The sequence below is a fragment of the Streptomyces afghaniensis genome (genome assembly GCF_044327915.1).
Taxonomy (GTDB): domain Bacteria; phylum Actinomycetota; class Actinomycetes; order Streptomycetales; family Streptomycetaceae; genus Streptomyces; species Streptomyces afghaniensis.
The window spans coordinates 110,785-133,569 of the sequence record NZ_JBIRGJ010000010.1; the positions used below are offsets into that span (position 1 = coordinate 110,785).

At 71.3% G+C, this 22,785-nt stretch carries 23 protein-coding genes and 1 pseudogene; 13 read left to right on the forward strand and 11 right to left on the reverse strand.

Annotation, left to right across the window (positions count from 1 at the left end; translation table 11 throughout):
* Window positions 1-47 precede the first annotated feature (47 nt).
* Together ACH4G3_RS34825 and ACH4G3_RS34830 are read left to right on the forward strand one after the other, a co-directional pair.
* On the forward strand, window positions 48-212 hold the full coding sequence (locus ACH4G3_RS34825; RefSeq protein ID WP_397628236.1) for a hypothetical protein: 165 nt from the start codon (window positions 48-50) through the stop codon (window positions 210-212).
* Between the two features lie 154 nt (window positions 213-366).
* Entirely contained in the window at window positions 367-534 is a 168-nt protein-coding gene (locus tag ACH4G3_RS34830) for a DUF3117 domain-containing protein (RefSeq protein ID WP_003966491.1), read from the forward strand.
* A 118-nt stretch (window positions 535-652) separates the two neighbouring features.
* Here ACH4G3_RS34830 and ACH4G3_RS34835 read toward each other — a convergent pair whose 3' ends face one another.
* Window positions 653-1,351 (reverse strand): O-methyltransferase, encoded by a 699-nt coding sequence (locus ACH4G3_RS34835; RefSeq protein WP_397628479.1) that lies wholly within the window; start codon window positions 1,349-1,351, stop codon window positions 653-655.
* A gap of 163 nt (window positions 1,352-1,514) precedes the next feature.
* Here ACH4G3_RS34835 and sigE point away from each other — a divergent pair, with 163 nt between their 5' ends.
* From sigE to ACH4G3_RS34860, 5 genes are all read left to right on the forward strand, one after another.
* Window positions 1,515-2,285 carry an RNA polymerase sigma factor SigE gene (gene sigE, locus ACH4G3_RS34840; RefSeq protein WP_229875547.1) on the forward strand — a complete coding sequence of 257 codons (771 nt, stop codon included), beginning with the start codon at window positions 1,515-1,517 and terminating at the stop codon, window positions 2,283-2,285.
* A gap of 71 nt (window positions 2,286-2,356) precedes the next feature.
* Entirely contained in the window at window positions 2,357-3,283 is a 927-nt protein-coding gene (locus ACH4G3_RS34845; protein ID WP_397628237.1) for an anti-sigma factor family protein, read from the forward strand.
* Between the two features lie 132 nt (window positions 3,284-3,415).
* A complete protein-coding gene (locus ACH4G3_RS34850) occupies window positions 3,416-5,311 on the forward strand; it encodes a S1C family serine protease (protein ID WP_397628238.1) in 1,896 nt (631 codons plus the stop codon).
* 193 nt (window positions 5,312-5,504) lie between these two features.
* A complete protein-coding gene (locus tag ACH4G3_RS34855) occupies window positions 5,505-5,945 on the forward strand; it encodes a sec-independent translocase (protein ID WP_397628239.1) in 441 nt (146 codons plus the stop codon).
* Window positions 5,946-6,180: 235 nt separating this feature from the next.
* Window positions 6,181-6,852, forward strand: coding sequence for a hypothetical protein (locus ACH4G3_RS34860; RefSeq protein WP_397628240.1), 672 nt, complete (start codon window positions 6,181-6,183; stop codon window positions 6,850-6,852).
* A gap of 132 nt (window positions 6,853-6,984) precedes the next feature.
* On the opposite strand, the gene ACH4G3_RS34865 is transcribed toward ACH4G3_RS34860, so the two are convergent.
* The 3 genes from ACH4G3_RS34865 to ACH4G3_RS34875 are packed head-to-tail and all read right to left on the reverse strand — an operon-like array spanning window position 6,985 to window position 10,037.
* On the reverse strand, window positions 6,985-8,118 hold the full coding sequence (locus tag ACH4G3_RS34865; RefSeq protein ID WP_354741165.1) for an Mrp/NBP35 family ATP-binding protein: 1,134 nt from the start codon (window positions 8,116-8,118) through the stop codon (window positions 6,985-6,987).
* Between the two features lie 43 nt (window positions 8,119-8,161).
* Window positions 8,162-8,761, reverse strand: a complete 600-nt coding sequence (locus ACH4G3_RS34870; protein WP_397628241.1) for a DUF1003 domain-containing protein — start codon at window positions 8,759-8,761, stop codon at window positions 8,162-8,164.
* Complete coding sequence (locus ACH4G3_RS34875; RefSeq protein ID WP_397628242.1) at window positions 8,751-10,037, reverse strand: magnesium transporter MgtE N-terminal domain-containing protein; 1,287 nt, start codon at window positions 10,035-10,037, stop codon at window positions 8,751-8,753. The genes ACH4G3_RS34870 and ACH4G3_RS34875 overlap by 11 nt, the downstream gene beginning before the upstream one ends.
* Before the next feature lie 225 nt (window positions 10,038-10,262).
* Between ACH4G3_RS34875 and ACH4G3_RS34880 the strand changes: the two genes are divergently transcribed.
* Window positions 10,263-11,021: a hypothetical protein gene (locus ACH4G3_RS34880; RefSeq protein WP_397617414.1), complete on the forward strand. Its 759-nt coding sequence runs from the start codon at window positions 10,263-10,265 to the stop codon at window positions 11,019-11,021.
* 4 nt (window positions 11,022-11,025) lie between these two features.
* Here ACH4G3_RS34880 and ACH4G3_RS34885 read toward each other — a convergent pair whose 3' ends face one another.
* Together ACH4G3_RS34885 and ACH4G3_RS34890 are read right to left on the reverse strand one after the other, a co-directional pair.
* Window positions 11,026-11,538: a hypothetical protein gene (locus ACH4G3_RS34885; RefSeq protein WP_397628243.1), complete on the reverse strand. Its 513-nt coding sequence runs from the start codon at window positions 11,536-11,538 to the stop codon at window positions 11,026-11,028.
* A gap of 23 nt (window positions 11,539-11,561) precedes the next feature.
* Window positions 11,562-12,677, reverse strand: coding sequence for a magnesium and cobalt transport protein CorA (locus ACH4G3_RS34890; protein WP_397628244.1), 1,116 nt, complete (start codon window positions 12,675-12,677; stop codon window positions 11,562-11,564).
* A gap of 460 nt (window positions 12,678-13,137) precedes the next feature.
* Between ACH4G3_RS34890 and ACH4G3_RS34895 the strand changes: the two genes are divergently transcribed.
* Window positions 13,138-13,722, forward strand: coding sequence for a suppressor of fused domain protein (locus tag ACH4G3_RS34895; protein WP_397628245.1), 585 nt, complete (start codon window positions 13,138-13,140; stop codon window positions 13,720-13,722).
* 30 nt (window positions 13,723-13,752) lie between these two features.
* Here ACH4G3_RS34895 and ACH4G3_RS34900 read toward each other — a convergent pair whose 3' ends face one another.
* Window positions 13,753-14,976, reverse strand: a complete 1,224-nt coding sequence (locus ACH4G3_RS34900; RefSeq protein ID WP_397628246.1) for an MFS transporter — start codon at window positions 14,974-14,976, stop codon at window positions 13,753-13,755.
* Between the two features lie 159 nt (window positions 14,977-15,135).
* Between ACH4G3_RS34900 and ACH4G3_RS34905 the strand changes: the two genes are divergently transcribed.
* From ACH4G3_RS34905 to ACH4G3_RS34915, 3 genes are all read left to right on the forward strand, one after another.
* On the forward strand, window positions 15,136-15,777 hold the full coding sequence (locus ACH4G3_RS34905) for a DUF6758 family protein (protein WP_397617417.1): 642 nt from the start codon (window positions 15,136-15,138) through the stop codon (window positions 15,775-15,777).
* A 190-nt stretch (window positions 15,778-15,967) separates the two neighbouring features.
* Window positions 15,968-16,825, forward strand: a complete 858-nt coding sequence (locus ACH4G3_RS34910) for a PHP domain-containing protein (RefSeq protein ID WP_397628247.1) — start codon at window positions 15,968-15,970, stop codon at window positions 16,823-16,825.
* Window positions 16,826-16,992: 167 nt separating this feature from the next.
* Complete coding sequence (locus tag ACH4G3_RS34915; protein ID WP_086562955.1) at window positions 16,993-17,598, forward strand: MarC family protein; 606 nt, start codon at window positions 16,993-16,995, stop codon at window positions 17,596-17,598.
* A gap of 12 nt (window positions 17,599-17,610) precedes the next feature.
* Here ACH4G3_RS34915 and ACH4G3_RS34920 read toward each other — a convergent pair whose 3' ends face one another.
* Window positions 17,611-19,710, reverse strand: coding sequence for a trypsin-like serine peptidase (locus tag ACH4G3_RS34920; RefSeq protein ID WP_397628248.1), 2,100 nt, complete (start codon window positions 19,708-19,710; stop codon window positions 17,611-17,613).
* A 135-nt stretch (window positions 19,711-19,845) separates the two neighbouring features.
* On the reverse strand, window positions 19,846-20,022 hold the full coding sequence (locus tag ACH4G3_RS34925; RefSeq protein ID WP_167337993.1) for a hypothetical protein: 177 nt from the start codon (window positions 20,020-20,022) through the stop codon (window positions 19,846-19,848).
* A 204-nt stretch (window positions 20,023-20,226) separates the two neighbouring features.
* On the opposite strand from ACH4G3_RS34925, the gene ACH4G3_RS34930 reads away from it, so the two are divergent.
* Window positions 20,227-21,120 (forward strand): NYN domain-containing protein, encoded by an 894-nt coding sequence (locus tag ACH4G3_RS34930; RefSeq protein ID WP_397628249.1) that lies wholly within the window; start codon window positions 20,227-20,229, stop codon window positions 21,118-21,120.
* On the opposite strand, the gene ACH4G3_RS34935 is transcribed toward ACH4G3_RS34930, so the two are convergent.
* The gene (locus ACH4G3_RS34935) at window positions 21,117-21,989 is read right to left on the reverse strand and encodes an alpha/beta fold hydrolase (RefSeq protein ID WP_397628250.1); all 873 of its coding nucleotides are present in this window, start codon (window positions 21,987-21,989) and stop codon (window positions 21,117-21,119) included. The two genes, ACH4G3_RS34930 and ACH4G3_RS34935, sit on opposite strands and share 4 nt — an antisense overlap.
* Before the next feature lie 172 nt (window positions 21,990-22,161).
* A pseudogene (locus tag ACH4G3_RS34940) lies at window positions 22,162-22,785 on the reverse strand (DEAD/DEAH box helicase); the annotation flags it as partial.

Consider the following 22,785-nt stretch of genomic DNA (forward strand, 5'->3'; position numbering starts at 1 on the left):
GCTGCTCGGGGACGTACCGGTCGGTACGTCCCAGGTCTGAGGACAGCATGACCGAGATCGTCGACGGCCGACCGGACCGGACGTGTGACCTGCGTCAAAGAATTCTCGTCCGTTTCCGTTCGGCGGATGTGTGTGCGGTGGCGGAGTATCGCAGTCACATCGCCGAATTGAGTGGTTTTGCTCGCGGGCGTTGCCCAAGCGATGCCGACTGATGTTGGTCATCGGGTCCTGAGATGCGGGATAATGGCCTGGAAGCAATGTGTTCGATGCCGGTGTCGCGTGTCCTGCCTCAAGGACCGCACTGTGCCCTTCTTCAGGGGGCCGTCGGCCTTGACGATGAGCTGGGTTTCAGGAAGGGGAACGAGCATGGCGGCCATGAAGCCGCGGACGGGTGACGGCCCGCTCGAGGTGACCAAGGAGGGGCGGGGCATCGTCATGCGCGTTCCGCTCGAAGGCGGCGGTCGGCTCGTCGTCGAGCTGACCCCGGACGAGGCCGACGCCCTGGGCGACGCCCTCAAGAAGGTCGTCGGCTGACGCGCAAGCGACCATACCCTTTCAGCTGCCCCGGCATCACATGAGGTGCCGGGGCGGCTGTTTTCTCAACCTCGACTCTCGATTGCCCCGGCTTCCGCTCGGCTAACGTGCGGACCGGCTACCGTTTCACCGCGCACAGCAGCCCGTCGCCCACCGGCAGCAGGGACGGCACCAGCTCCTGGCTCTCGCGCACCGCGCGCAGCAGTTCCCGCAGCCGCAGCACCTCGGTGGGCTGAGGGCCGGAGTCCACCGTCCGGCCGTTCGCGAAGGCGCCCTCGAAGACGACGAGCCCGCCGGTGCGCAGCAGCCGCAACGATTCAGCGAGGTAGTCCATGACCTCCTGGCGATCGCCGTCGCAGAAGACGAGGTCGTAGCCGGCGTCCGCGAGGCGGGGCAGCACGTCCAGGGCGCGGCCCGGGATGAAACGGGCCCGGTTGCTGGCGAAGCCGGAGGCGCGGAAGGCCTGGCGGGCGAACTGCTGGTGCTCCGGCTCGGGATCCACGGTGGTCAGAACACCGTCCGGGCGCATACCGTGCAGGAGGTGGATCCCGGAGACACCGCAGCCGGTCCCGATCTCCGCGACGGCCTTCGCGTCGACGGAGGCGGCCAGCAACCGCAGCGCGGCGCCCGTGCCGGGCGACACCGAGCGCAGCCCTGCCTCACGGGCCCGGTCCCGGGCCCAGCGCAGCGCTTCGTCCTCGGCGACATAGGCGTCGGCGAACGCCCAGCTCGTCTGCCGGTTGCCGGTAATGACCCTCTCCTGTCCCCGTGAATGCCTGGGCGTGACTGTATCCGTTGGGCCCGGGAACCCGCAGATGGGACCGGTCGTTTAAAGGGGACGAGCGAGTGGCGCGGGTCGTGACGGGGGGCAGGCAGTGGATCGAGGCGCCGAGCAAGTGCCGACGCAGCAGTACGAGGCGTATCAGCACAGATCAAATTCTCGTAAAACCGCTTATCCGGTCCTAACGGGCGAGGTGGCTATGGTAGGGGCTCCACTGGACACCACCAGAGCTGACAGGGGAGGTGCGGCTGCGCCTGTGGATAGGGGAGGAGTGCTTCGGCGCTTCTTCACATCGGCGGGCAGGCCGACATCCGTGAACGACACTGCTGACCACAGCCACGCCGCTGACTTCGCCCAGACCGCGACCTTCACCACCGACGCGGACGGGCAGGCGTGGACTCCGCCCACGTGGGAGGAGATCGTCAGCACGCACAGCGGCCGGGTCTACCGGCTCGCCTACCGCCTGACCGGCAACCAGCACGACGCCGAGGACCTCACGCAGGAGGTCTTCGTCCGTGTCTTCCGTTCCCTGTCGACGTACACGCCGGGCACCTTCGAGGGCTGGCTGCACCGCATCACGACGAACCTGTTCCTGGACATGGTCCGCCGCAAGCAGCGCATCCGCTTCGACGCGCTCGGCGAGGACGCGGCCGAGCGGCTGCCCAGCAAGGAGCCCTCGCCGCAGCAGGTCTTCAACGACGCGCACTTCGACGCGGACGTCCAGCAGGCCCTCGACACCCTCGCTCCCGAGTTCCGCGCCGCGGTCGTCCTGTGCGACATCGAAGGGCTGTCGTACGAGGAGATCGCCGCGACCCTCGGCGTCAAGCTCGGCACGGTCCGTTCGCGGATCCACCGGGGGCGCTCCCAGCTGCGCAAGGCCCTCGCGCACCGCTCCCCGGAGGCGCGCGCCGAGCGCCGCTCCTTCGTGCCCCGTGTTCCCGCACTGGGAGGAGGGGGCGCGAGCGCGTGAGCGGATCACGGCCGAAAGCTTCCGAGGGACACCTCGCAGAGCAGCACCTGGGAGACCGACTCTCCGCCCTGGTGGACGGAGAGCTCGGTCATGACGCGCGTGAGCGTGTACTGGCGCACGTGGCCACCTGCCCGAAGTGCAAGGCGGAAGTGGACGCCCAGCGCCGGCTGAAGAACGTCTTCGCGGAGGCGGCCCCGCCGCCCCCCTCCGAGAGCTTCCTGGCCCGCCTGCAGGGACTACCCGCGGGCGGCGGCCCGGACGGTGATGCCACACCGCCGGGCGGGGGAGGGCTGCCCGGCGGACTGTCCGGACGGTTCGGATCGTCCGGGGCCTTCGGAGCCAAGCGCGGCGACCGGTTCGAGTTCGGGTACGTCCCGGCCCGGCCGCACGTCCCCGTGCTGCCGTCCGACGGCGGCGGCCTGCCTCCGGTCGGCCGGGGCTTCCGTATCCACGACGTCGGGCGGCATGAGCCCGACAGATCCTCCTCGCGGCTGCGGTTCGCCTTCGCGGCAGCCGGAGCCGTGTCCCTGGCCGCGATCGCGCTGGGCGGCGTCACCGCCGGCACCCCGACCGACACGGAGGCCCGAGGCGGCGCCGGCACGGGAAGCAACGTGACACCGATGCGCACGCAGGGCACGGGCGTCGCGACGCCGCCCGAGTCCCAGCGGCGCCGAGGTACCGCGCCGTTGCCCGGGCAGGTGCACGGCCAGGGTGTGCTCGGCCGCACCCCCGTCGCCCCGACCGAGGTGTCCGCGCCGCTGCTGCCGGGTGTTCCGCACTCCGCCGCGGGGCAGCAGGCCGTACACGCGCTGGCCGCCCCGGTGATGGCCGGTGCCGCCGTGGTGTCCCCGCTGATACGTCCGCTCGAGGCGGCCCCGCCGGCCGCCCTGACCTCGTGGTCGACGGTCCCCGAGATCGCGGCGCCCCTGCTCGCCGTGCCCCTCCCGGACACGACCTCGTCCCCCTCCTCTCCCGCCTCCTCCCGTACGGCTCGCTGACCGGCCGCTGCGCGGCGGCGAGCGAACCTGATTGAATCCGGGGGTGGCGCCCGCGGCCGAGGCGTGGCCGTGGCGCCGATTCGACGAACTGCGGCTACCGCCGTCGAGCCGTGCCGCGGCTGTGGGGAGAGCATGAACGAGGGGAAGCCCACGAAGGCCAAGTGGTGGAGCCGTCCTCGGCCGCAGGGCCTTTCGGGGGAGCCGGAGAGCACGGGGCAGGCGCCGGCGGACTCGGTCCGCACCGACGGTGACTTCGAGCTGGCGCGTCCTGCCGTGCGGCAGGACGAGGACGGTGGCGACTACGAGCTGAGGCGCCCAGAGCAGGTGTCGGCCGACGGCGAGCCCGCCGGTGGTGCCGCGGACGGCGTTCCCGCCACGCCCACTGTGCCGGCCCAGGGCGGGTCTGCGGGGAACCCGGCGGAGACCGGGAGCGCCGTGGAGGCCGTGAGCGCTGTGGAGGCCGGAGACGCGTCCTCCGCCGCGCCGGCCCCGGGCGGGCCTCCCAGGACCACCGCGGAGACCCGGAGCGCCGTGGAGGCCGGGGACGCGCCCTCCGCCGTGTCGGTCGACGGCGCTCCCAAGCCCCTGCACGATCCCGACCCCTACAGCACGCCGCCCTATGGCGAACCGGGCCCCTGGGCGCCCGCGCCGCCGGTGCAGCATCCGACGGCGACTCCGGCGCACGGCGTGGTGACGGCTGACCGGCCGGTCATGCCCGGCGCGCCCGTTCCGCCGCCGCAGGGGACACCGGCGGCGCCTCCCGGCATCCCCGGGCCGGCCGCGCCCCTGCCGCCCCCCGGCGCCCCCGCCCCCGACCCCTGGCAGCGCTACGACCCCTGGGCAGCCCCCGTGGCCCCCGGCGGCCACGGCCCTCTCCAGCAGAACGGGGCCGGAGTGCTCAGCACGGAGCAGCGGCGCCGACGGGGCAGGAAGGCGCTGGTCGGCGGTGCCGTGCTGCTCGCGCTCGTGTCCGGAGGTGTCGGCGGCGGCATAGGGACGTATCTGGAGCGGAACGGCGGCATCGGGACCGTCGAGTTGCCGCAGGCCGGGAAGGAGCCCGCCGGGCGGGACGCGGACAGCGTGGCGGGGATCGCCGGGCGCGCCCTGCCCAGCGTGGTCACGCTGCATGTGAGCGGCTCCGGCGAACAGGGCACGGGCACCGGCTTCGTGCTCGACACCCGAGGGCACATCCTCACCAACAACCACGTCGTGCGGGCCGCCGGATCCGCCGGCGAGATCACGGTGACCTTCAACGGCGGGGAGACCGCCGAAGCCGAGCTCGTCGGCCGGGACGGCGGCTACGACCTCGCCGTCGTGAAGGTGAAGGGCGTGCGCGGACTCACCCCGCTGCCGCTCGGCAACTCGGACAACGTGCAGGTCGGCGACCCGGTCGTGGCCATCGGCGCCCCCTTCGACCTGGCCGGCACCGTCACCTCCGGCATCATCAGCGCCAAGCAGCGGCCCATCACGGCGGGCGGCGAGAAGGGCGACGGCAGCGACGTGTCGTACGTCGACGCGCTCCAGACCGATGCCCCCATCAACCCGGGCAACTCCGGCGGGCCCCTGCTCGACGCCGAGGCCCGGGTCATCGGCATCAACTCGGCCATCCGGTCGGCGGGCAGCGGCTCCGAGCTGGACGGCGGCCAGGCCGGCTCGATAGGCCTCGGCTTCGCCATACCCATCAACCAGGGCAAGCGCGTCGCCGAGGAACTGATCAACACCGGGAAGGCGACCCACCCGGTGATCGGCATCACCCTCGACATGGACTACACGGGCGACGGCGCCCGCGTCGCCACCGAGGGCAGTGAGGGCGGACCGCCGGTGACCGAGGGCGGTCCGGGCGCCAAGGCCGGGATCAAGGCGGGCGACGTCATCACCGAGGTCGACGGGCAGCGCGTCCACTCCGGCGAGGAACTGATCGTCAAGACCCGGGCCCGCCGTCCCGGGGACCGGCTGGAGCTGACCCTGGAGCGCGCCGGCAAGGAGCGGACGGTGTCCCTCGTCCTCGGGTCCTCCGGCGGCAGCTGAGTCGTGATGTCCGGCACTTACAGGAACGAATCAGGCAAACATTCGGGAAAGCGCTCCCACCGGCCGCACTCGGAGGTCTCGGGACGGTACCGGTCGGACAGGATCGCCGGGTACCGTGGATCCGGCCCGGACCACGGCAAGACCCGCATGACCACCGAGGGCCGAGGACCGAGGACATCGCAAGGAGCTTCAGGTGTTCAATGACATAGGACCACTCGAGCTGATGACGCTCATCGTCCTTGCCGTGCTCGTCTTCGGTCCGGACAAGCTCCCCAAGGTCATCCAGGACGTGACGCGCACGATCCGGAAGATCCGTGAGTTCTCGGAGAGCGCCAAGAACGACATCCGGGAGGAACTGGGCCCGGAGTTCAAGGACTTCGAGTTCGAGGACCTCAACCCCAAGACGTTCATCCGCAAGCAGCTGGACAACGAGGACCTGGGGCTCAAGGAGATCCGCAACGGCTTCGACCTGAAGAAGGAGATGGCCGAGGTCACCGACGCCGTCCACGGCCGGGACTCCGACTCGTCCTCCTCGTCGGCCTCCGGCTCGTCCGGCGGCCGTATCGACATGACGAAGAAGCCCGAGATCCCTGACCAGGACGACCGGCCGCCCTTCGATGCGGACGCCACCTGAGGCGACACACCGGGGCGTACGCCCCCGGCGCGCGTGACGCGTTTCATACTCCGGTCGGGCTGTGTACGGCCTGAACCAGGCGCCCGTGCGGCCCATGCGCCGGGCGGTTTCCCTGCAGCTCGCAGCGGTGTGGCTATGCTGCCGAGTTGATGGGCGGGCCGTACTGGACCAGCAGCGCCGCCCGAAGGGGGGCGGGCCGTTCCGGCCCGACGAGAGCGAGGAGGCGTCCGGGCATATGGAGACGACGAGTCGGGCAGTCGCACAGGCGCCGGCCGCGGAGGGCGGACAACACGCCCCCTCCGCCTGGCGCACGGTCGACGGCTACCTGCGCGCGCCCTTCCCGTGGTACGGCCTCGACGAGGCGTTCACGGGACCGCGCTGGCTGATGCAGGTCGGCACGACGGCCGACGGAGCCGTGGAACACGGGTCGATCGGGCACGGTGACGAGCCCACGGTGCGCAACGAGCATGCCGCCGGGGGTGATCAGGAAGCCAAGGAGAAGTTCGCGGTCGTGGTGACCGTGGCGGCGAGTCCCTCACGGCGCAGTGCGGACGGCACGGGGCTGCTGGAGGCGACGTCGGTGTCCTCGGCGGCGTGGCTCGCGGGTGTGGGACTGCTGTCCTTCACGTGGCCCGGGCAGATGGACCACTCCCTGCGGGACGACTGGCTGGAGCAGCAGACCGAGACGGCGTGGGCGCTGGCGGATGACCTGGAAGGGGCCGACTGGTCGACGTTGTCGCTGTCGGTGGACGGGGTGCCGACGGTGTTCCACTACCGGGAGTCCGAGTTCGGGTGGGTGCTCGCCGGTTCCACCGGGGCCGGGGTTCATGTCGGGGCGTACGGCAGGGGCATGAGTGCGTACGGGCTCGGCTTCGCCGCGGTCAAGGACATCGCCGCGTACGCGTGAGGTCTGGGGCGCCGGTTGGTTTCGGCGCCCCTTCGCCGTAGGGGTTCTCGTGGGTGGGCGGCTGCGGGTCGTCGGTGGTTGATCGCGCAGTTCCCCGCGCCCCTGAGGGCGCTGCCTCCGAGGGCGTTTCGATCAGAACTTGTTCCTCGGAGTGATCCCGAGGGACAGGCCCGACAGGCCCCGCTGCCGTCCTCCCAGCTTTCCGGCGATCGCCCGCAGGGCCGAGCCTGCCGGGGAGTCCGGGTCCGTCAGGACCACCGGCCTGCCGTCGTCGCCGCCCTCGCGCAGGCGGACGTCGATGGGGATGTTGCCGAGGACCGGGACGCTGGTGCCGGTCGTGCGGGTCAGGCCGTCGGCGACGACCTGGCCGCCGCCCGTGCCGAAGACGTCGACCATCTCGCCGCAGTGCGGGCAGGGCAGGCCGGACATGTTCTCGACCACGCCGACGATCTTCTGGTGGGTCTGGACGGCGATGGAGCCGGCACGCTCGGCGACCTCGGCGGCGGCCTGCTGCGGGGTCGTGACGACCAGGATCTCGGCGTTCGGGACGAGCTGGGCGACGGAGATCGCGATGTCGCCGGTGCCGGGCGGCAGGTCCAGCAGAAGGACGTCCAGGTCGCCCCAGTACACGTCCGCCAGGAACTGCTGGAGGGCGCGGTGGAGCATCGGGCCGCGCCAGACGACCGGGGCGTTGCCCGGGGTGAACATGCCGATGGAGATGACCTTCACGCCGTTCGCCGACGGCGGCATGATCATGTTCTCGACCTGGGTCGGACGGCCGTCGGCGCCCAGCATGCGCGGCACGCTGTGGCCGTAGATGTCGGCGTCGACGACACCGACCTTGAGGCCGTCGGCGGCCATCGCCGCCGCCAGGTTCACCGTCACCGAGGACTTGCCCACGCCGCCCTTGCCGGAGGCGACCGCGTAGACACGCGTCAGGCTGCCCGGCTTGGCGAAGGGCACCTCGCGCTCGGTCTGGCCGCCGCGCAGGGCGGACGCCAGCTCGCGGCGCTGCTCGTCGCTCATCACGTCGAGCGTGACGTCGACGCGGGTGACGCCCTCGACCCCGGACACCGCCTCGGTCACGCGCTGCGTGATCGTGTCCCGCATCGGGCAGCCCGAGACCGTCAGGTACACGGTGACCGCGACCGCCCCGTCCGCGCCGATCTCCACGGATTTGACCATCCCGAGTTCGGTGATGGGCTTGTGGATCTCGGGGTCGTTCACCGTCGCCAGTGCCTCGCGCACCGCGTCTTCCGTAGCCATAAGGACGATGGTACGGCGCTGTACCGGTGCGTAGGAAAGCGTCTCACCGGTCGTCTGCGTCACGTCCCCGTGACCGTTCCGCCGGGAATACGACCGGGTCGTGACGGTGGCCGTTGTGCCGCTCCTCCAGTTCCTTGACCACGTCCTGGAGTTCCGAGCGGAGCCAGTCGCGGGTGGCGACCTCGCCGAGGCCGATGCGCAGGGCGGCGATCTCGCGGGTCAGGTACTCGGTGTCCGCGATCGACCGTTCGTTCTGCTTGCGGTCCTGCTCCAGATTGACCCGGTCGCGGTCGTCCTGCCGGTTCTGCGCGAGCAGGATCAGCGGCGCGGCGTAGGAGGCCTGGAGCGACAGCATCAGGGTCAGGAAGATGAACGGGTACTCGTCGAAGCGCAGGTCGCGCGGGGCGAGGCTGTTCCAGGCCACCCACAGGATGATGACGGCCGTCATCCAGACCAGGAACCGTCCGGTGCCGAGGAAGCGCGCGATGCGCTCCGACAGCCGCCCGAAGGCCTCCGGGTCGTACTCGGGCAGGATCCGGCGCTTGGGCACGCCCGGCTGGTCGAGGCGGGCGGTGCGCGGCCGGCCCGCGGCCGTGGAGCCGGACGGCGTGCGCTCGCGCAGGGTCTCGCGCTCAGGAACCATCGGTCGCCACCTCCTCCTCGGCCAGGTGGAACTCCGTCTCCCGCCAGTCCTCCGGGAGCATGTGGTCGAGTACGTCGTCCACGGTCACGGCGCCCAGCAGCGAGCCGGCCTCGTCGACCACGGGCGCCGCGACCATGTCGTACGTGGCGAAGAACCCGGCGATGGCGGGCAGGTCCGCGTCCGGGTCGAGCGGTTGCAGGTCGCTGTCCACGATCGAGCTGACCAGGGAGGGTGGTGGCTCCCGCAGCAGGCGCTGGAAGTGGACCGTGCCGAGGTACTTGCCGGTCGGCGTCTCGTCCGGCGGCCGGCAGACGTAGACCTGGGCGGCCAGGGCGGGGGAGAGGTCGGGGTTGCGGACGCGGGCGAGGGCGTCGGCGACGGTGGCGTCCGGGCGCAGCACGATCGGCTCGGTCGTCATCAGACCGCCCGCCGTGCGGTCCTCGTACGACATCAGGCGCCGCATGTCGGCCGCGTCGCCGGGCTGCATCAGGCTCAGCAGCCGCTCCTGATCGTTCGTGGGCAGCTCGCCCAGCAGGTCGGCCGCGTCGTCCGGGTCCATGGCCTCCAGGACGTCGGCGGCGCGCTCCTCCTTCAGCTTGCCGAGGATCTCGATCTGGTCGTCCTCCGGGAGCTCCTCCAGCACGTCGGCCAGCCGGTCGTCGTCGAGGGCGGCGGCGACCTCGGCCCGGCGCTTGGGGGAGAGGTGGTGCAGGACGTTGGCCAGGTCGGCGGGGCGCAGCTGCTCGAAGGTGGCGAGCAGACTCTCCGCGCCCTGCCCCTGCTCCTCCAGGGAGAAGCCGGTGACGGCGGTCCACTCGACGGTCAGCGCCTCGCCCTTGGCGCGCCGGAAGGCACTGCCCTTCCTGCCCTTGCGGACGAAGACCCGGTCGATCTCCCACTCCCGGCGGGCCGGGAGCTGATGCACCGACAGATCGAGGACGGTGACCTCCTCGCCGGTCTCGGTGAGGACGACGCGCCGGTCCAGCAGCTCCCCGAAGACCAGCCGCTCGGTGGGCCGCTGCTCGAAGCGCCGGACGTTGAGCACGCCGGTGGTGATGACCTGCCCGGACTGGATGGCGGTGACCCGGGTCATAGGCAGGAAGATGCGGCGGCGGGTGGCGAGTTCGACGACGAGGCCGAGCAGCCTCGGTGGGCGCTGCCCCACCCGCAGCATCACGACCAGATCGCGGACCCGCCCCACCTGGTCGCCGGCGGGGTCGAAGACTGCGACACCGGAGAGGTGCGATACGAAGATCCGGGGGGCGCCCGCTGCCATGGCCGCGGCTCCTTTTCGTGCTGGGTGTTCCGTGGTGCCTGACTGTGTGCCTGTCCGTGTGCCTGTCTTTTCCGAATTGCCTGCTCGGGTGGGCTTCAGGCTAGCCCGTCCTGATCGGGGACGCGTCGGCGGGCGTTCCGGACGGACTGGCTCCGACCTGCCCGCACGTCCCCGGTACCCTGCGGTACGCCGTTCAGGTCTCCCGTCAGAGAGGCAGCCCCACCTGTGACTCCGATTCGCCAGGGCCGCAACCACAGCGCCGCGCTCGCGAGCGCGATCTGCGTACTGGCCGTGACCGGAACGGTGCTCACGGGCTGCGCGGAGGAGGATCCGAACGAGGGCACCAACGGGGTCGGCAGACTGCCCGCCGAGAAGATCCAGGCCAAGACCCGTACGGCCGCCGAGTCCGCCGGGGCGGTCCGGCTGCACGGCAGCGTCGTCAGCGGCGGGCGCACCTACGCGCTCGACATGCGGCTGAAGACCGACGGCGGCGAGGGCTCGGTCACCACCAAGGGTGCGACCTTCCGGCTGCTGCGCATCGGCGAGCAGCTCTTCGTCAAGGCCGACGCGGAGTTCTGGAGTCATGGCGCGGGCCAGGGCGAGGGCGGCAAGGCGGACGCCGCAGCGGCCTCCAAGCTCGGCGGCAAGTTCGTGAAGGTGCCGCAGGGCGACCCTTCGTACAAGAAGTTCAGCGGTTTCACGGACAAGGGTGTCCTCCTCGACGGTCTGCTGACCCTGCACGGCAAGCTCGCGACGGACGGCCACGACGAGCAGGCGGGCATCCGCACCATCCGCATCTCGGGCGACAAGGGCTCCGGCGGCACCCTGGAGGTGTCCCTGGAGGGCAAGCCGTATCCGCTGCGCCTGGAGCGGGCCGGTGGGGCGGGTACCCTCACGTTCTCCGCCTGGGGGCAGGACTTCTCCCTGAGGGAGCCGGAGAAGAACGAGACGGTCGACTACGGCAGGCAGCTGCCGGCGTCGTAGGCGGTCAGGAGCGTTTGCGCTTCTTCAGCAGCAGGCGGGGCAGACCCGCCGGAATCGGCCGGCGGGTGATCGCCGGTGTCGGCAGCGGCGGCTCGGACAGGGAGTCGTCGGGCAGCGGCGCCGTCGCCCCGGTCGGCTCCAGGCGCAGCACCCGGCACTCGCGGGCCCAGCGGGCGGTCATGGCCTCGCCGTCGGGCGCGTTCAGCCGCTTGCCCTTGAGCTCGGCTACGGCCGCGTCCCACGCCTCGGAGCCCGGGGCGAGCTGTGTGACCCGGGCCGTCCAGGAGACCAGCCGACCCCCCTTGTCCTTGCTGCGGACCGTCACCCGGGCCTCGGCCCCGTCGGCCAGGCCCGGCAGCGGCTGCTCGCCGGGACCGTCGCCGACCAGGCACGCGGCACCCTCGTGCCACACGTGCCACAGGGCACGCGCCGGGCCGTCGGGGCCCTGGACCCAGACGAGGCCGGACTTCTTCGTGGCCTCCTCGACGAGGGCCTGGCCGAGCAGCTCGCTTGTCATGGCCCCCAGCCTATCCACGCCGTTCACAGCCACCCGTTCCGCTTCAGCGTGCGGTGGATGCCCAGGCAGATGACCACGGTGATGCCCATGATCACCGGGTAGCCGTACCGCCAGTGCAGCTCCGGCATGTGGTCGAAGTTCATGCCGTACACCCCGCACACCATCGTGGGCACGGCGATGATCGCGGCCCATGAGGTGATCTTGCGCATGTCCTCGTTCTGCGCCACGGACGCCTGCGCGAGGTTGGCCTGGAGGATGGAGTTGAGCAGCTCGTCGAAGCCGAGGACCTGCTCCTGGACCCGGGCCAGGTGGTCGGCGACGTCCCGGAAGTACTTCTGGATGTCCGGGTCGATCAGCCGCATCGGCCGCTCGCTCAGCAGCTGCATGGGCCGCAGCAGCGGCGACACGGCCCGCTTGAACTCCAGCACCTCGCGCTTGAGTTGGTAGATCCGGCCGGCGTCCGAGCCGCGCGGCGAGCCCTTGCGCCCCGGGGAGAACACCTCGGTCTCGACCTCGTCGATGTCGTCCTGCACGGCGTCGGCGACCGCGATGTAGCCGTCGACGACGTGGTCCGCGATGGCGTGCAGCACGGCCGAGGGGCCCTTGGACAGCAGCTCGGGGTCGTCCTCGAGACGGTGCCGCAGGGCCCGCAGGGAGCCCTGCCCGCCGTGCCGGACGGTGATGAAGAAGTCCCGTCCGGTGAAGCACATGACCTCGCCGGACTCGACGACCTCGCTGTTGGCGTCGAGCTGGTCGTGCTCCACGTAGTGGATGGTCTTGAAGACCGTGAAGAGGGAGTCGTCGTAGCGCTCCAGCTTGGGCCGCTGGTGGGCCTGGACGGCGTCCTCGACCGCCAGCGGGTGCAGCCCGAACTCACTGGCGATACCGGAGAATTCGGCCTCGGTCGGCTCGTGCAGGCCGATCCACACGAAGCCGCCGTCGCGCCGCACCAGGCGCACCGCCTCGTGCGGCGTGAGCGGGTTCTCGGTCTGGATGCGGCGGCCGTCCCGGTAGATGGCGCAGTCGACGACGGCGGAGGCCGTCGCGGGGCTGCGGGTGGCGTCGTACGTCCCGCCCTCCTTGCGCAGCGACACGCGGGACGGGCGGACGACGGCGCGCAGGTCGCGGATCATCGACATGGCGGGCTCCTTCGCGACAGGCAACGAAAAGGCGCCGGACCCGACAGGTGGAACTGCCCGGAATGAGGACGTTGGGACTGATGATGTTTGGCACGTCCACAAAGCGGGGAGCACCGCACCGTCGCGGTGGCGAGTCTCGTTACTGATTCAGCTACTGAGGCAGATCAGGCAAAGCGAAACGAAGCGCTCTTCCGCGTGAAGCGAGTGCGAGAGGTGGCGACCAGCCAGAGCCAGAACAGCTACGTCAGCGGCGGGAAGAGCGTGGTGCTACTGCACGGTCGACTTCGGTCCATTGCAGTCCCACCTCCTCCGGCCGGTCCCTCGTAAGGGAGTTCCTTCGGCGTCGGGGCTTGATCGCGACGCTTCTGCGTGCTGCCCCGAACCACCGGGCAAGAGTATCAGCCGCCCGACGTGTCAAGGCCCTTGTTTGCCCGCTACTGACGAGTTCTATGCTCGCCGCATGGCAAATGTTCTTCCTCTGGTCGAGGCCCGGTTGCGCACCGCGCTGGGCGAACCGGACGGGCGCGCGGCGGTCACCTTCCTGGGCACGGACCGCATCGAGGTGCTCCGTTTCCAGGAGGGGGAGATCGTCCGCTACGCCACGCTAGGCATGTCCGCGCACCCCATGACGGACCCCACGACGGTGGTCGCCGACCCGGTCAAGGGTCCGCGCGCCGAGCTGGTCCTGTCGGTGCGCGCCGGGGCGGCCGACACCGACAAGGTGCTCCGACCGCTTGCCGTACTCGCCGCGTCTCCGCAGGTGGAGGGCCTGGTCGTGGCTCCGGGAGCCTCGCTCGACGTCGGCGAACCGCTCTGGCCCGGCGCGCCCTTCACCTCGGTCCTGGTCGCCGAGCCGGGCGGTCTGGTCGAGGACCTGGAACTCGACGAGCCCCTCGACCCCGTGCGGTTCCTGCCGCTGCTGCCGATGACGCCGAACGAGGCCGCGTGGAAGCGCGTGCACGGTGCCCAGGCGCTCCAGGAGAGGTGGCTGAACCAGGGGACGGACCTCCGGGATCCGTCCCGGAAGTCCGTCCCGCTGGAGTGAGGAAGCTCACCAACCCTTGGCCGTAAAACGTCAGTTGGCGAAGACGGCGACTCCGTCCTCGGTCGCGTGCTTCGGCTCCAGCTCCTCGGCTTCGTTGGTAAGGGCCTTCCGCCGTACGACGACCACGAGTGCGCCCACGGCAGCGGTGACCGCCGCCACGACGAACGGGATGTGGATGTCGGTCCACTCCTCGATCTTCGGCGCGAAGTAGGGAGCGGCCGCCGCCGCGAACCAGCGCACGAAGTTGTAGCCCGCGCTCGCCACCGGCCGGGGCGCGTCCGAGACGCCGAGGGCCAGCTCGGTGTAGACGGTGTTGTTCACGCCGATGAAGGCGCCGGACAGGATCGTGCAGACCACGGCGGTCGTGTGGTCGCCGTAGCCGAGTACGAGCACGTCGGCCGCGAGCAGTACCAGCGAACCGCCGAGCACCTTCAGCGAGCCGAACCGCTTCTGGAGCCGCGGCGCCACGATCACCGAGAAGACGGCGAGCAGCACGCCCCAGGCGAAGAACACCGCCCCCGACCGGTACGGGCTCATGTTCAGGACGAACGGGGTGAAGGCCAGCACGGTGAAGAACGTGTAGTTGTAGAAGAACGCCGAGACCGCCGCCGAGGCGAGGCCGCCGTGGCCCAGCGCCTTGACCGGGTCCAGGAGCGAGGTCTTGCGGGCCGGCTTCGGCTGCTCCTTCAAGAACACGGTGATGCACAGGAAGCCGATCGCCATCAGGAACGCCGTGCCGAAGAACGGGTAGCGCCAGCTGGCGTCGCCGAGCAGGGCGCCCAGCAGTGGCCCGCACGCCATGCCGAGGCCGAGGGCCGACTCGTACAGCAGGATCGCCGCCGCGCTTCCGCCGGCCGCCGCGCCGACGATGACCGCGAGGGCCGTCGAGACGAACAGCGCGTTGCCGAGACCCCAGCCTGCCCGGAAGTCGACCAGTTCGCCGACGGATCCGGAGGTGCCCGCGAGGCCGGCGAACACGACGACGAACGCGAGGCCGAGCAGCAGCGTCTTCCGGCCGCCGATCCGGCTGGAGACGAAGCCCGTCACCAGCATCGCGACGGCGGTGATGAGGAAGTACGAGGTGAAGAGCAGGGAGACCTGGCTGGGCGTGGCGTGCAGACCCTGGGCGATGGACGGCAGGATCGGGTCGACGAGTCCGATGCCCATGAAGGCGACGACCGACGCCCCGGCGGTCGCCCACACGGACTTGGGCTGCTTCAGGAGGCCGCCCGCTCCGGCGTCGAAGGGGTCCATTGCTTGCTCCCTTTCCCGAACGGAAGTAGTTGGTATATACACACACTAAGTTAGGTAGGCTAATAAATGCAAGGGGCACCTAGTCTGGGGGTGAAGGGTTCCGTCCGGTTGGGTGATCGTCCTTGACGCGACGGGGCCGGGGTAGGACCGTGGGGCCCTATGAGGGGCGAACCCAGTTGCCCGAAGTGCGGTGGCCGGGTCAGGGCTCCCGGCCTCTTCTCCGACTCCTGGCAGTGCGATGTGCACGGCACCGTCCATCCGGTGCAGCCCGTGATACCGCCCAGCGTCGACGCCCTCAACGTCGTGGTGCACCGCACCCGGGTGCCGGTGTGGATGCCCTGGCCGCTGCCGGTCGGCTGGCTGTTCACGGGCGTGGCCTGCGCGGGCGACGACCGCACGGGCGGCCGCGCCACGGCCGTGGCCTGCACGGGGCCCGGGCCGCTCGGCGGGATGGGTGAGCTGATCCTGGTGGCGGAGGAACTCGGCGTCGGACTAGGTGCGCGGTACGCGGGCATGGACGGTCCGGATCCGGGGCCGTACATGGATGTCGGGAAACCGGCTCAGGCGAAGGTTCTCGCCGCCGGGCGTCCGACTCCGCTGTGGCATGTGTCCGGTGCGCCGGATGATCGTGCGGTTTTTGCCGGTGAGGCGCTCGGGATGTGGCTGTGGGCGGTCGTGTGGCCGGAGCAGTCGGGGTTGTTGATGTACGACGAGTTGGTGCTGGCGGATCTGCGGGATGCGGGCGCGGAGGTGGAGCTGGTGCCTTGCGGGGCCCTGTCGCCGCGATTGCTTCAGCCGTAGCGCCCAGGCGGTGGGGCTTCGGGTGTGCGGGCGACGGCGCGGGGCCTGAGGCCTGTCGCGCAGTTCCCCGCGCCCCTCGGGGGCCTTGGTGTAGGGGGCGCTTTGCGGGTTCGGGTGTGACAGAGGCCGTCGAAAGTCTGGTTATCCTGGAGCAGCCCTGCTCGTCCCGTCAGTGTCTGGAGTCCGCGTCGTGCGTATCGATCTGCACACCCACTCCACCGCTTCCGACGGTACGGACACTCCGGCCGAGCTGGTGCGGAAGGCCGCCGCGACCGGGCTGGACGTCGTCGCGCTGACCGATCACGACACCACGCGTGGCCACGCCGAGGCGATCGCCGCGTTGCCCGAGGGACTCACCCTGGTCACCGGAGCGGAGCTCTCCTGCCGGCTCGACGGCATCAGCATGCACATGCTGGCGTACCTCTTCGACGCCGAGGAGCCGGCGCTGCTCGCCGAGCGCGAGCTGGTCCGGGACGACCGGGTGCCCCGGGCGCAGGGCATGATCGCCAAGCTTCAGGAGCTGGGCGTGCCCGTGACCTGGGAGCAGGTGGCGCGGATCGCCGGTGACGGGTCCGTCGGGCGTCCGCATGTGGCGACCGCGCTCGTCGAGCTGGGCGTCGTGCCGACCGTCAGCGACGCCTTCACCCAGGACTGGCTGGCCGACGGCGGCCGGGCCTTCGTGGAGAAGCACGAGACCGACCCCTTCGAGGCGATCCGGCTGATCAAGGGCGCGGGCGGGGTCGCGGTGTTCGCGCACCCCGCTGCGAGCAAGCGGGGACGTACGGTGCCGGAGGCCGCGATCGCCGAGATGGCCGCGGCCGGGCTGGACGGCGTCGAGGTCGACCACATGGACCACGACACGGACACGCGTGCACGGCTGCGGGGGCTGGCCAAGGAACTGGGACTTCTGGTGACCGGGTCCAGTGACTATCACGGCAGCCGGAAGACGTGTGTGCTCGGGGAGTACACGACGGATCCCGAGGTGTACGGGGAGATCACGCGGCGGGCCTTCGGGGCGTTTCCCGTGCCGGGGGCCGGCGGGGTCTGAGGTCTCTGTTCTGTAGCTCCGTCGTCAGGCACCCGGCGTTGCCGGCTGTGCCCACCCGTTCCTCCCCAGTGCCTTGAAGGCCTGGGGGACCCCCAGCGGAACGCCTGCCCACAGCGGCAGTACCGTCCGCCGCGTTCTCTCACCCACCACGCAAGGCCAGCGCTGTCATGTTCGACCTCGCCGTCTTCGGCTCCCTGTTCCTGACCCTCTTCGTCATCATGGATCCCCCCGGGATCACCCCGATCTTCCTCGCGCTCACCGCCGGACGGCCCGGCAAGGTGCAGAAGCGGATGGCCTTCCAGGCCGTCTGTGTCGCCGGTGGTGTGATCACCGTGTTCGGGCTGCTCGGGCATCAGATCCTGAACTACCTGCACGTGTCCGTGCCCGCGCTGATGATCGCGGGTGGGCTGCTGCTCCTGCTGATCGCGCTCGATCTGCTGACCGGCAAGACGGACGAGCCGAAGCAGACCAAGGACGTCAACGTCGCTCTCGTCCCGCTGGGCATGCCGCTGCTGGCCGGGCCCGGGGCCATCGTGTCCGTCATCCTCGCCGTGCAGAAGGCCCACAGCGTCGCCACGCAGGTCTCCGTGTGGACGGCGATCCTCGCCATCCACGTCGTGCTGTGGCTGGTGATGCGCTACTCGCTGGTGATCATCCGGATCATCAAGGACGGCGGTGTGGTCCTGGTGACGCGGCTCGCGGGCATGATGCTGTCCGCGATCGCCGTCCAGCAGATCATCAACGGGGTCACGCAGGTGATCCAGGGGAGCTGAGGCGCCGCCGCGTCAGGCGGGGCGGGTGAGTACGGTGCCGATCTCCTTGGCCGGTCCCGTGTGGGCGAGGTACTCCTCGATGTTGTGCGCGCGGTCCCGGCCGTTCTGGACGGCCAGCTGCGTGAGCTTGCCCCACCGCTCGTCCTCCAGGGGGCAGCCGACGGCCACCGCGTCGGTGGGGCACCAGACGTTGATCCAGTCGCGCACCTTCGGCGGCCGGTGCGGGCCACGGGCGAGGAGCCGCTCGTTGACGCCGTCCAGCCCGAGCGGACTGCCCGCGGTGACCAGCAGTACGGGGTCGAGGCCCTCCGGGAGCCGGGTCAGCAGGTCCATGCCGACGACCGTGCCCAGGCTGTGCGTGACCAGCACCAGTTCGCCGGTGGCGGGCATCGTCTCCAGGACACTGTCCAGCACGGCCTGCCGCACGGCGCTGTCGCCGAGGTACAGGTCGACGTCCCGCAGGAACGTGGCGATGGTCCACTCGTCCAGGTCGGACCGGGCGGCGAGCCAGCTCAGCGGCCGGTGCAGTGCGCCGACCAGCCCCGCCCCGAAGCCCTCCGTGGCCGCCGGCCCGTTCTGCGGCATGCCGGCCCGGGCGGCCGCCTCGTAGAGCAGCTGCTCGTAGGAGCCGGTGGGTGATTCGGCGGCGAAGACCTCGGCGGCAGCGGCGGCGCTCACCTCGTCGAGTCCGACGGGCCGGGCCGTGCTCTCCCGCCCGCTCACCAGGCCGGCCAGTCGCGTGCCGTAGAACGGGAACCACACGTCCTCCGGCTCGACCGTGGGCAGTGCCGCGAGCGTGAGGCCGCGGTTCAGGCCGGACGTCCACTGCCGGCGCAGGACCTCGGGCTCCTTGCTCTGCTGGTCCCTGCCGTGCAGGAACACCAGGTGCCGGCGGCCGCCGAAGGCGGTGCCGCGGGCCGGGCGTCCCTTCTTGGGGCCCTGCGTCCGGGTCGTCCCCGCCTCCCTCTCGGGCATGGCCGCCGTCACGAGGGTGTCCGGGACCGACGGGGTCGTGACGCCGGGCAGCCCCGGCGTGCTTCTGTCCAGCGGGGGTGCGAGGACGGCCGCGCTCTGGTCCAGGCCGGAGTCCGGGCCCATCTCGGCCAGCAGCGCGCGGCGCCCGGGGTCGAGGTCCAGCCGGGCCAGGTGCTTCAGGATCGAGCTGATGCGGACGCCCTCGTTGGCGACCCAGTCGATCGCGTCGTCGCCGTCGCCCTGGCTCCAGGGCCTGCCGTCCTTGCGCAGGACGCGGCCCTGGTCGTCCTTCTTCGGTACACCGCTGTGGTGCAGGGCCACGACCTCCCACTGGTCGTTGAAGACGGGGGAGCCCGAGTTTCCGGGGCGGGTGTCGGTCCGGTACTGGACGAAGTCGTCGAGCCGTACCAGCACCGCGTTGTCACGCAGGACGATCTCCTTGAGGCGCCCGTCCGGGTGACCGATGATGTTCACCTTCTCGCCGAGCACCAGCTTGCCGAGCTGCACGCTGAGCCGGTTCCAGCCGAAGACCTCGCCCGGCGGGCGGCCGTCCTGGGTGGGCATCACCGCCACAAGGGCGAAGTCCAGCCGCTGGTCCGCCGCGAAGAAGGTCCCCGGGTCGAGCTCCATGCGGACGGCGGTGTCGGGGACGTTGTCGACCGTGACCTGCGCGTTGAACTCCGCGAAGCACCGGCGGGCGAAGCCCTCGTCGGGCAGCACGTGGTGGTTGGTCATGAGCAGCCGCGGCGAGACCAGGAAGCCGGTGCCGTGCGGAAGCTCGCGGCCGTCGCGGCGCAGGGTGATCCGGGCGACCGTGGCTCCGGCCCTGACCCCGCGCGGCAGGAAGCTCCAGGCCTGGAGCTCGTTCGACAGGTCGATGATGCGTTCGTTGGCCTGGGGCAGATCCATGGCCTCGCCGCGGATGTCCGCCACCACCGCCGAGGGCGACAGACCGCCCCGGTCGAGGATCCGGTCGGCGCGCACGGCGAGCGCGTCCGGATCGTCCGGGAAGCGCACACCGGCCGCGATCCGGCCCTCGACCCGCTCACGCTCCGCGGCGGAGTCCTCGTACCGCTGCGCGGCCTCGGCCGTGGCCCGCTCGTGCAGTTCCTCGTTCGACCGGCCCATGACGGACATGCGGTCCACCGTCCTGTTCTCGCTCTCGCCGTCCCCTTCAGCCAGTACGCCCCCCACCAGGGAGGTCCGCAACAGCAAAGCCCCCGCACGGCCGATGCCGTGCGGGGGCTTTGAAGTGTGGGGGAGCGGCGCGCGTTACGAGGCCGTGGTCCCGGCCGGGCGGATCCAGAGGCGCTGCCCTGTGGCGGCGGCCTGCTGAACGATGCGGTTGACGGAGGCGGCGTCCACGACGGTCGTGTCCACGGGCGTGCCGTCGACGTCGTCGAGGTGCATGATTTCGAAGCGCAAGGGCTTCTCCCTTCGTCTGGTCATCCTCCTGAGGAGAACTACTTGGTGGTCGGCCCACGAGGCAGCGGTGCCCGGTGTTCCGTATGGGTCAACCGCACAGGGCGGCTGAAACATTCCCTACGCTAAGGAAATTTTTCGACCGGCTAATTACTGAGCCGTAAGACTGTCGTTACGGGACCGACCGGGACCGGTTGTGTTCGCAGCGTGACCGCCGGGACAATGGAGGTGATGAACGACGACCTCGCGGCCCTGAGCGCCCGCATCGACCGCACCAACGAGCTGCTCCAGCGCATGCTCGCCGAGGTGGCGAAGACTCCCTCGACCCATGCGATCTTCGTCGATGCCGGGTACCTGTACGCGGCCGCGGGACGGCTCGTCACCGGTACGGAGGACCGCCGGGCCTTCGACCTCGATGCCGAGGGCCTGATCGACGCGCTCATCGACAAGGCCCGCACGATCTTCGCGGACAGCCGGCTGCTGCGGGTCTACTGGTACGACGGCGCCCGCCGCCGCATCCACACGGCGGAGCAGCAGAGCATCGCGGAACTGCCGGACGTCAAGGTGCGGCTGGGCAACCTGAACTCCAACAACCAGCAGAAGGGCGTCGACTCACTCATCCGCACCGACCTGGAGTCCCTCGCCCGGCACCGCGCCATCAGCGACGCGGCCCTGCTCGGCGGCGACGAGGACCTGGTGTCGGCGGTGGAGGCGGCCCAGGGGTACGGCGCCCGCGTCCACCTCTGGGGCATCGAGGCACCGGAGGGCCGCAACCAGGCGGAGCCCCTCCTGTGGGAGGTCGACAGCCAGCGCACCTTCGACCTCGACTTCTTCAAGCCCTACGTCTCCCGCCGCGCTGCCCCCGCCTACGAGGCGACCACGGGCCGGCCCACCCGCGAGGACGTGCGGTTCGTGGGCGCGCAGATCGCGGCGAAGTGGCTGGCGGCCCGCGGCCGGGACACGCTGGTCGAGCTGCTGCCCGGCCACCCCTACCTGCCCGGCTCGGTGGACCAGGACCTGCTCGTGGAGGCGGAGGGCCTGTTGCAGTACTCGCTGCGCGGCCAGGCGGACCTGCGGCGCGCACTGCGGGACGGCTTCTGGGAGCACCTTCAGACGCAGTACTAAGGCGTGCGGGTCCCGTCCCAGAAGTCGGCGAGGGCGTGGGCGGTCGGCAGGGGCTGGTCGGCGCCCGGGGAGTGATCGGCTCCCGGGATGACCGTGCGGTGTGCGTTCAGCCGTACGGCCATGTCGTCGAGGATCGCCACCGGCCAGGTGTCGTCGTGCGCGCCCGACAGGACGTGGAACGGCAGTGGCACGGCTGCTAGTTCGTCGACACGGTCCGGCTCGGTGCACAACTGGTGGCCGGTGGCGAGGAGTTGGGCGGGGCTGTTGCCCAGCCAGCGGCGGCGCAACTGCTCCGCGTCGCCGGGACCGCGAGCGGGCCCGCCCACCTCCTCCGGCGGTCCCATGGCCTGGATGGCCGCCCACACCTGCTCCATCGACAGCACGGCGAGCGCGTCCCGCAGCACCTTCACGCGCTGCTGCTGCGAGACGGAGATCTCCGCCGGGCCGGACGAGACCAGGGTGAAGGAGAGGAAGGGGGAGTGGTCGAGCAGCACGGCCGCGCGCGCGATCTGCCCGCCGAGCGAGTGCCCCACGAGGTGCACGGGTACGCCGAGTGCCTCTGCCTGCGCGAGCACGTCCCGGGCCAGTTCCCGCTGGGCGTAGGCGGATTCGTCGTCCACGGGGCCGTCCGACTCGTGCTGCCCCCGCCCGTCCACGGCGACGACCCGGTACCCGCGCTCCGCGAGCGGCTCGTGGAGCAGCCTGAAGTCCTCCTTGCTGCCAGTGAATCCGGGCAGCATCAAGGCGACTCCCCTGCCCCCGGCCCCCTCCTCGGGCGACGAGTCGACGACGGCGAACTCTCCGCGGGTGGTGCGCAGGGGGTATGCGCGCGCTCCCGGGGGCGGGGTGAAGGTGGCTTGCCTGGTCACGGGGTGAGGGTAGCGGGTGGGGCGGCGGGCGGCGGGCGGCGGGCGGTAGTGGGCCGGTGGCGGGATGCGCCGGTGGGGGAGGGCGGCCGGTGGAGACGCTGGGCGGGCCGCGCTCGCGGGAATGCCGATGGCCCGGCCCCACACGCGGTGGGGCCGGGCCATCGAGGGAGTGTCAGCCCTCCGTGGGCTCCGCGGCGGCCGTGGCCTTACGGGTGCGGCGGGCCTTCGGCTTGGCCTCGATCGCGTCGTCCGCGACGTCGGCGGCGGCCGTGGCGGCCGCTGCCGACTTCCGCGTGCGACGCGGCTTGGCGGCCTCCGGCTCCTGCTGCCCGGCCTGTGCCGGGATGTCGGCGGGCTCGGTGACCTTGCGGGTGCGGCGGCGCGGCTTGGCCTCCGTGCCTTCGGCCGTGTCGACGGCGGCTTCGGCCGCTGCGGCGGTCTTCCGCGTGCGACGCGGCTTGGCCTCGGCGGTCTCGGCATCCGCAGTGGCGGCGGCCGTCTTCCGCGTACGGCGCGGCTTCGCCTCGGTCGCCTCGGCCGTGTCGACGCTCGCCTCAGCCTTGGCCGTCGCCTTGCGGGTACGCCGCGGCCTGGCCTCGGCGGCCTCCGGCTCCTGAGCCGACTGGGCCGGGATCCCGGCGCCGACGGTCTCGGCGGTCTCGGCGGTCTCGGCGGTCTCGACGGCCTTGCGGGTGCGGCGGCGCGGCTTGGCTTCCGTGCCTTCGGCCGTGTCGGCGGCGGCTTCGGCTGCTGCGGTGGTCTTCCGCGTGCGGCGGGGCTTGGGCTCGGTGGCCTG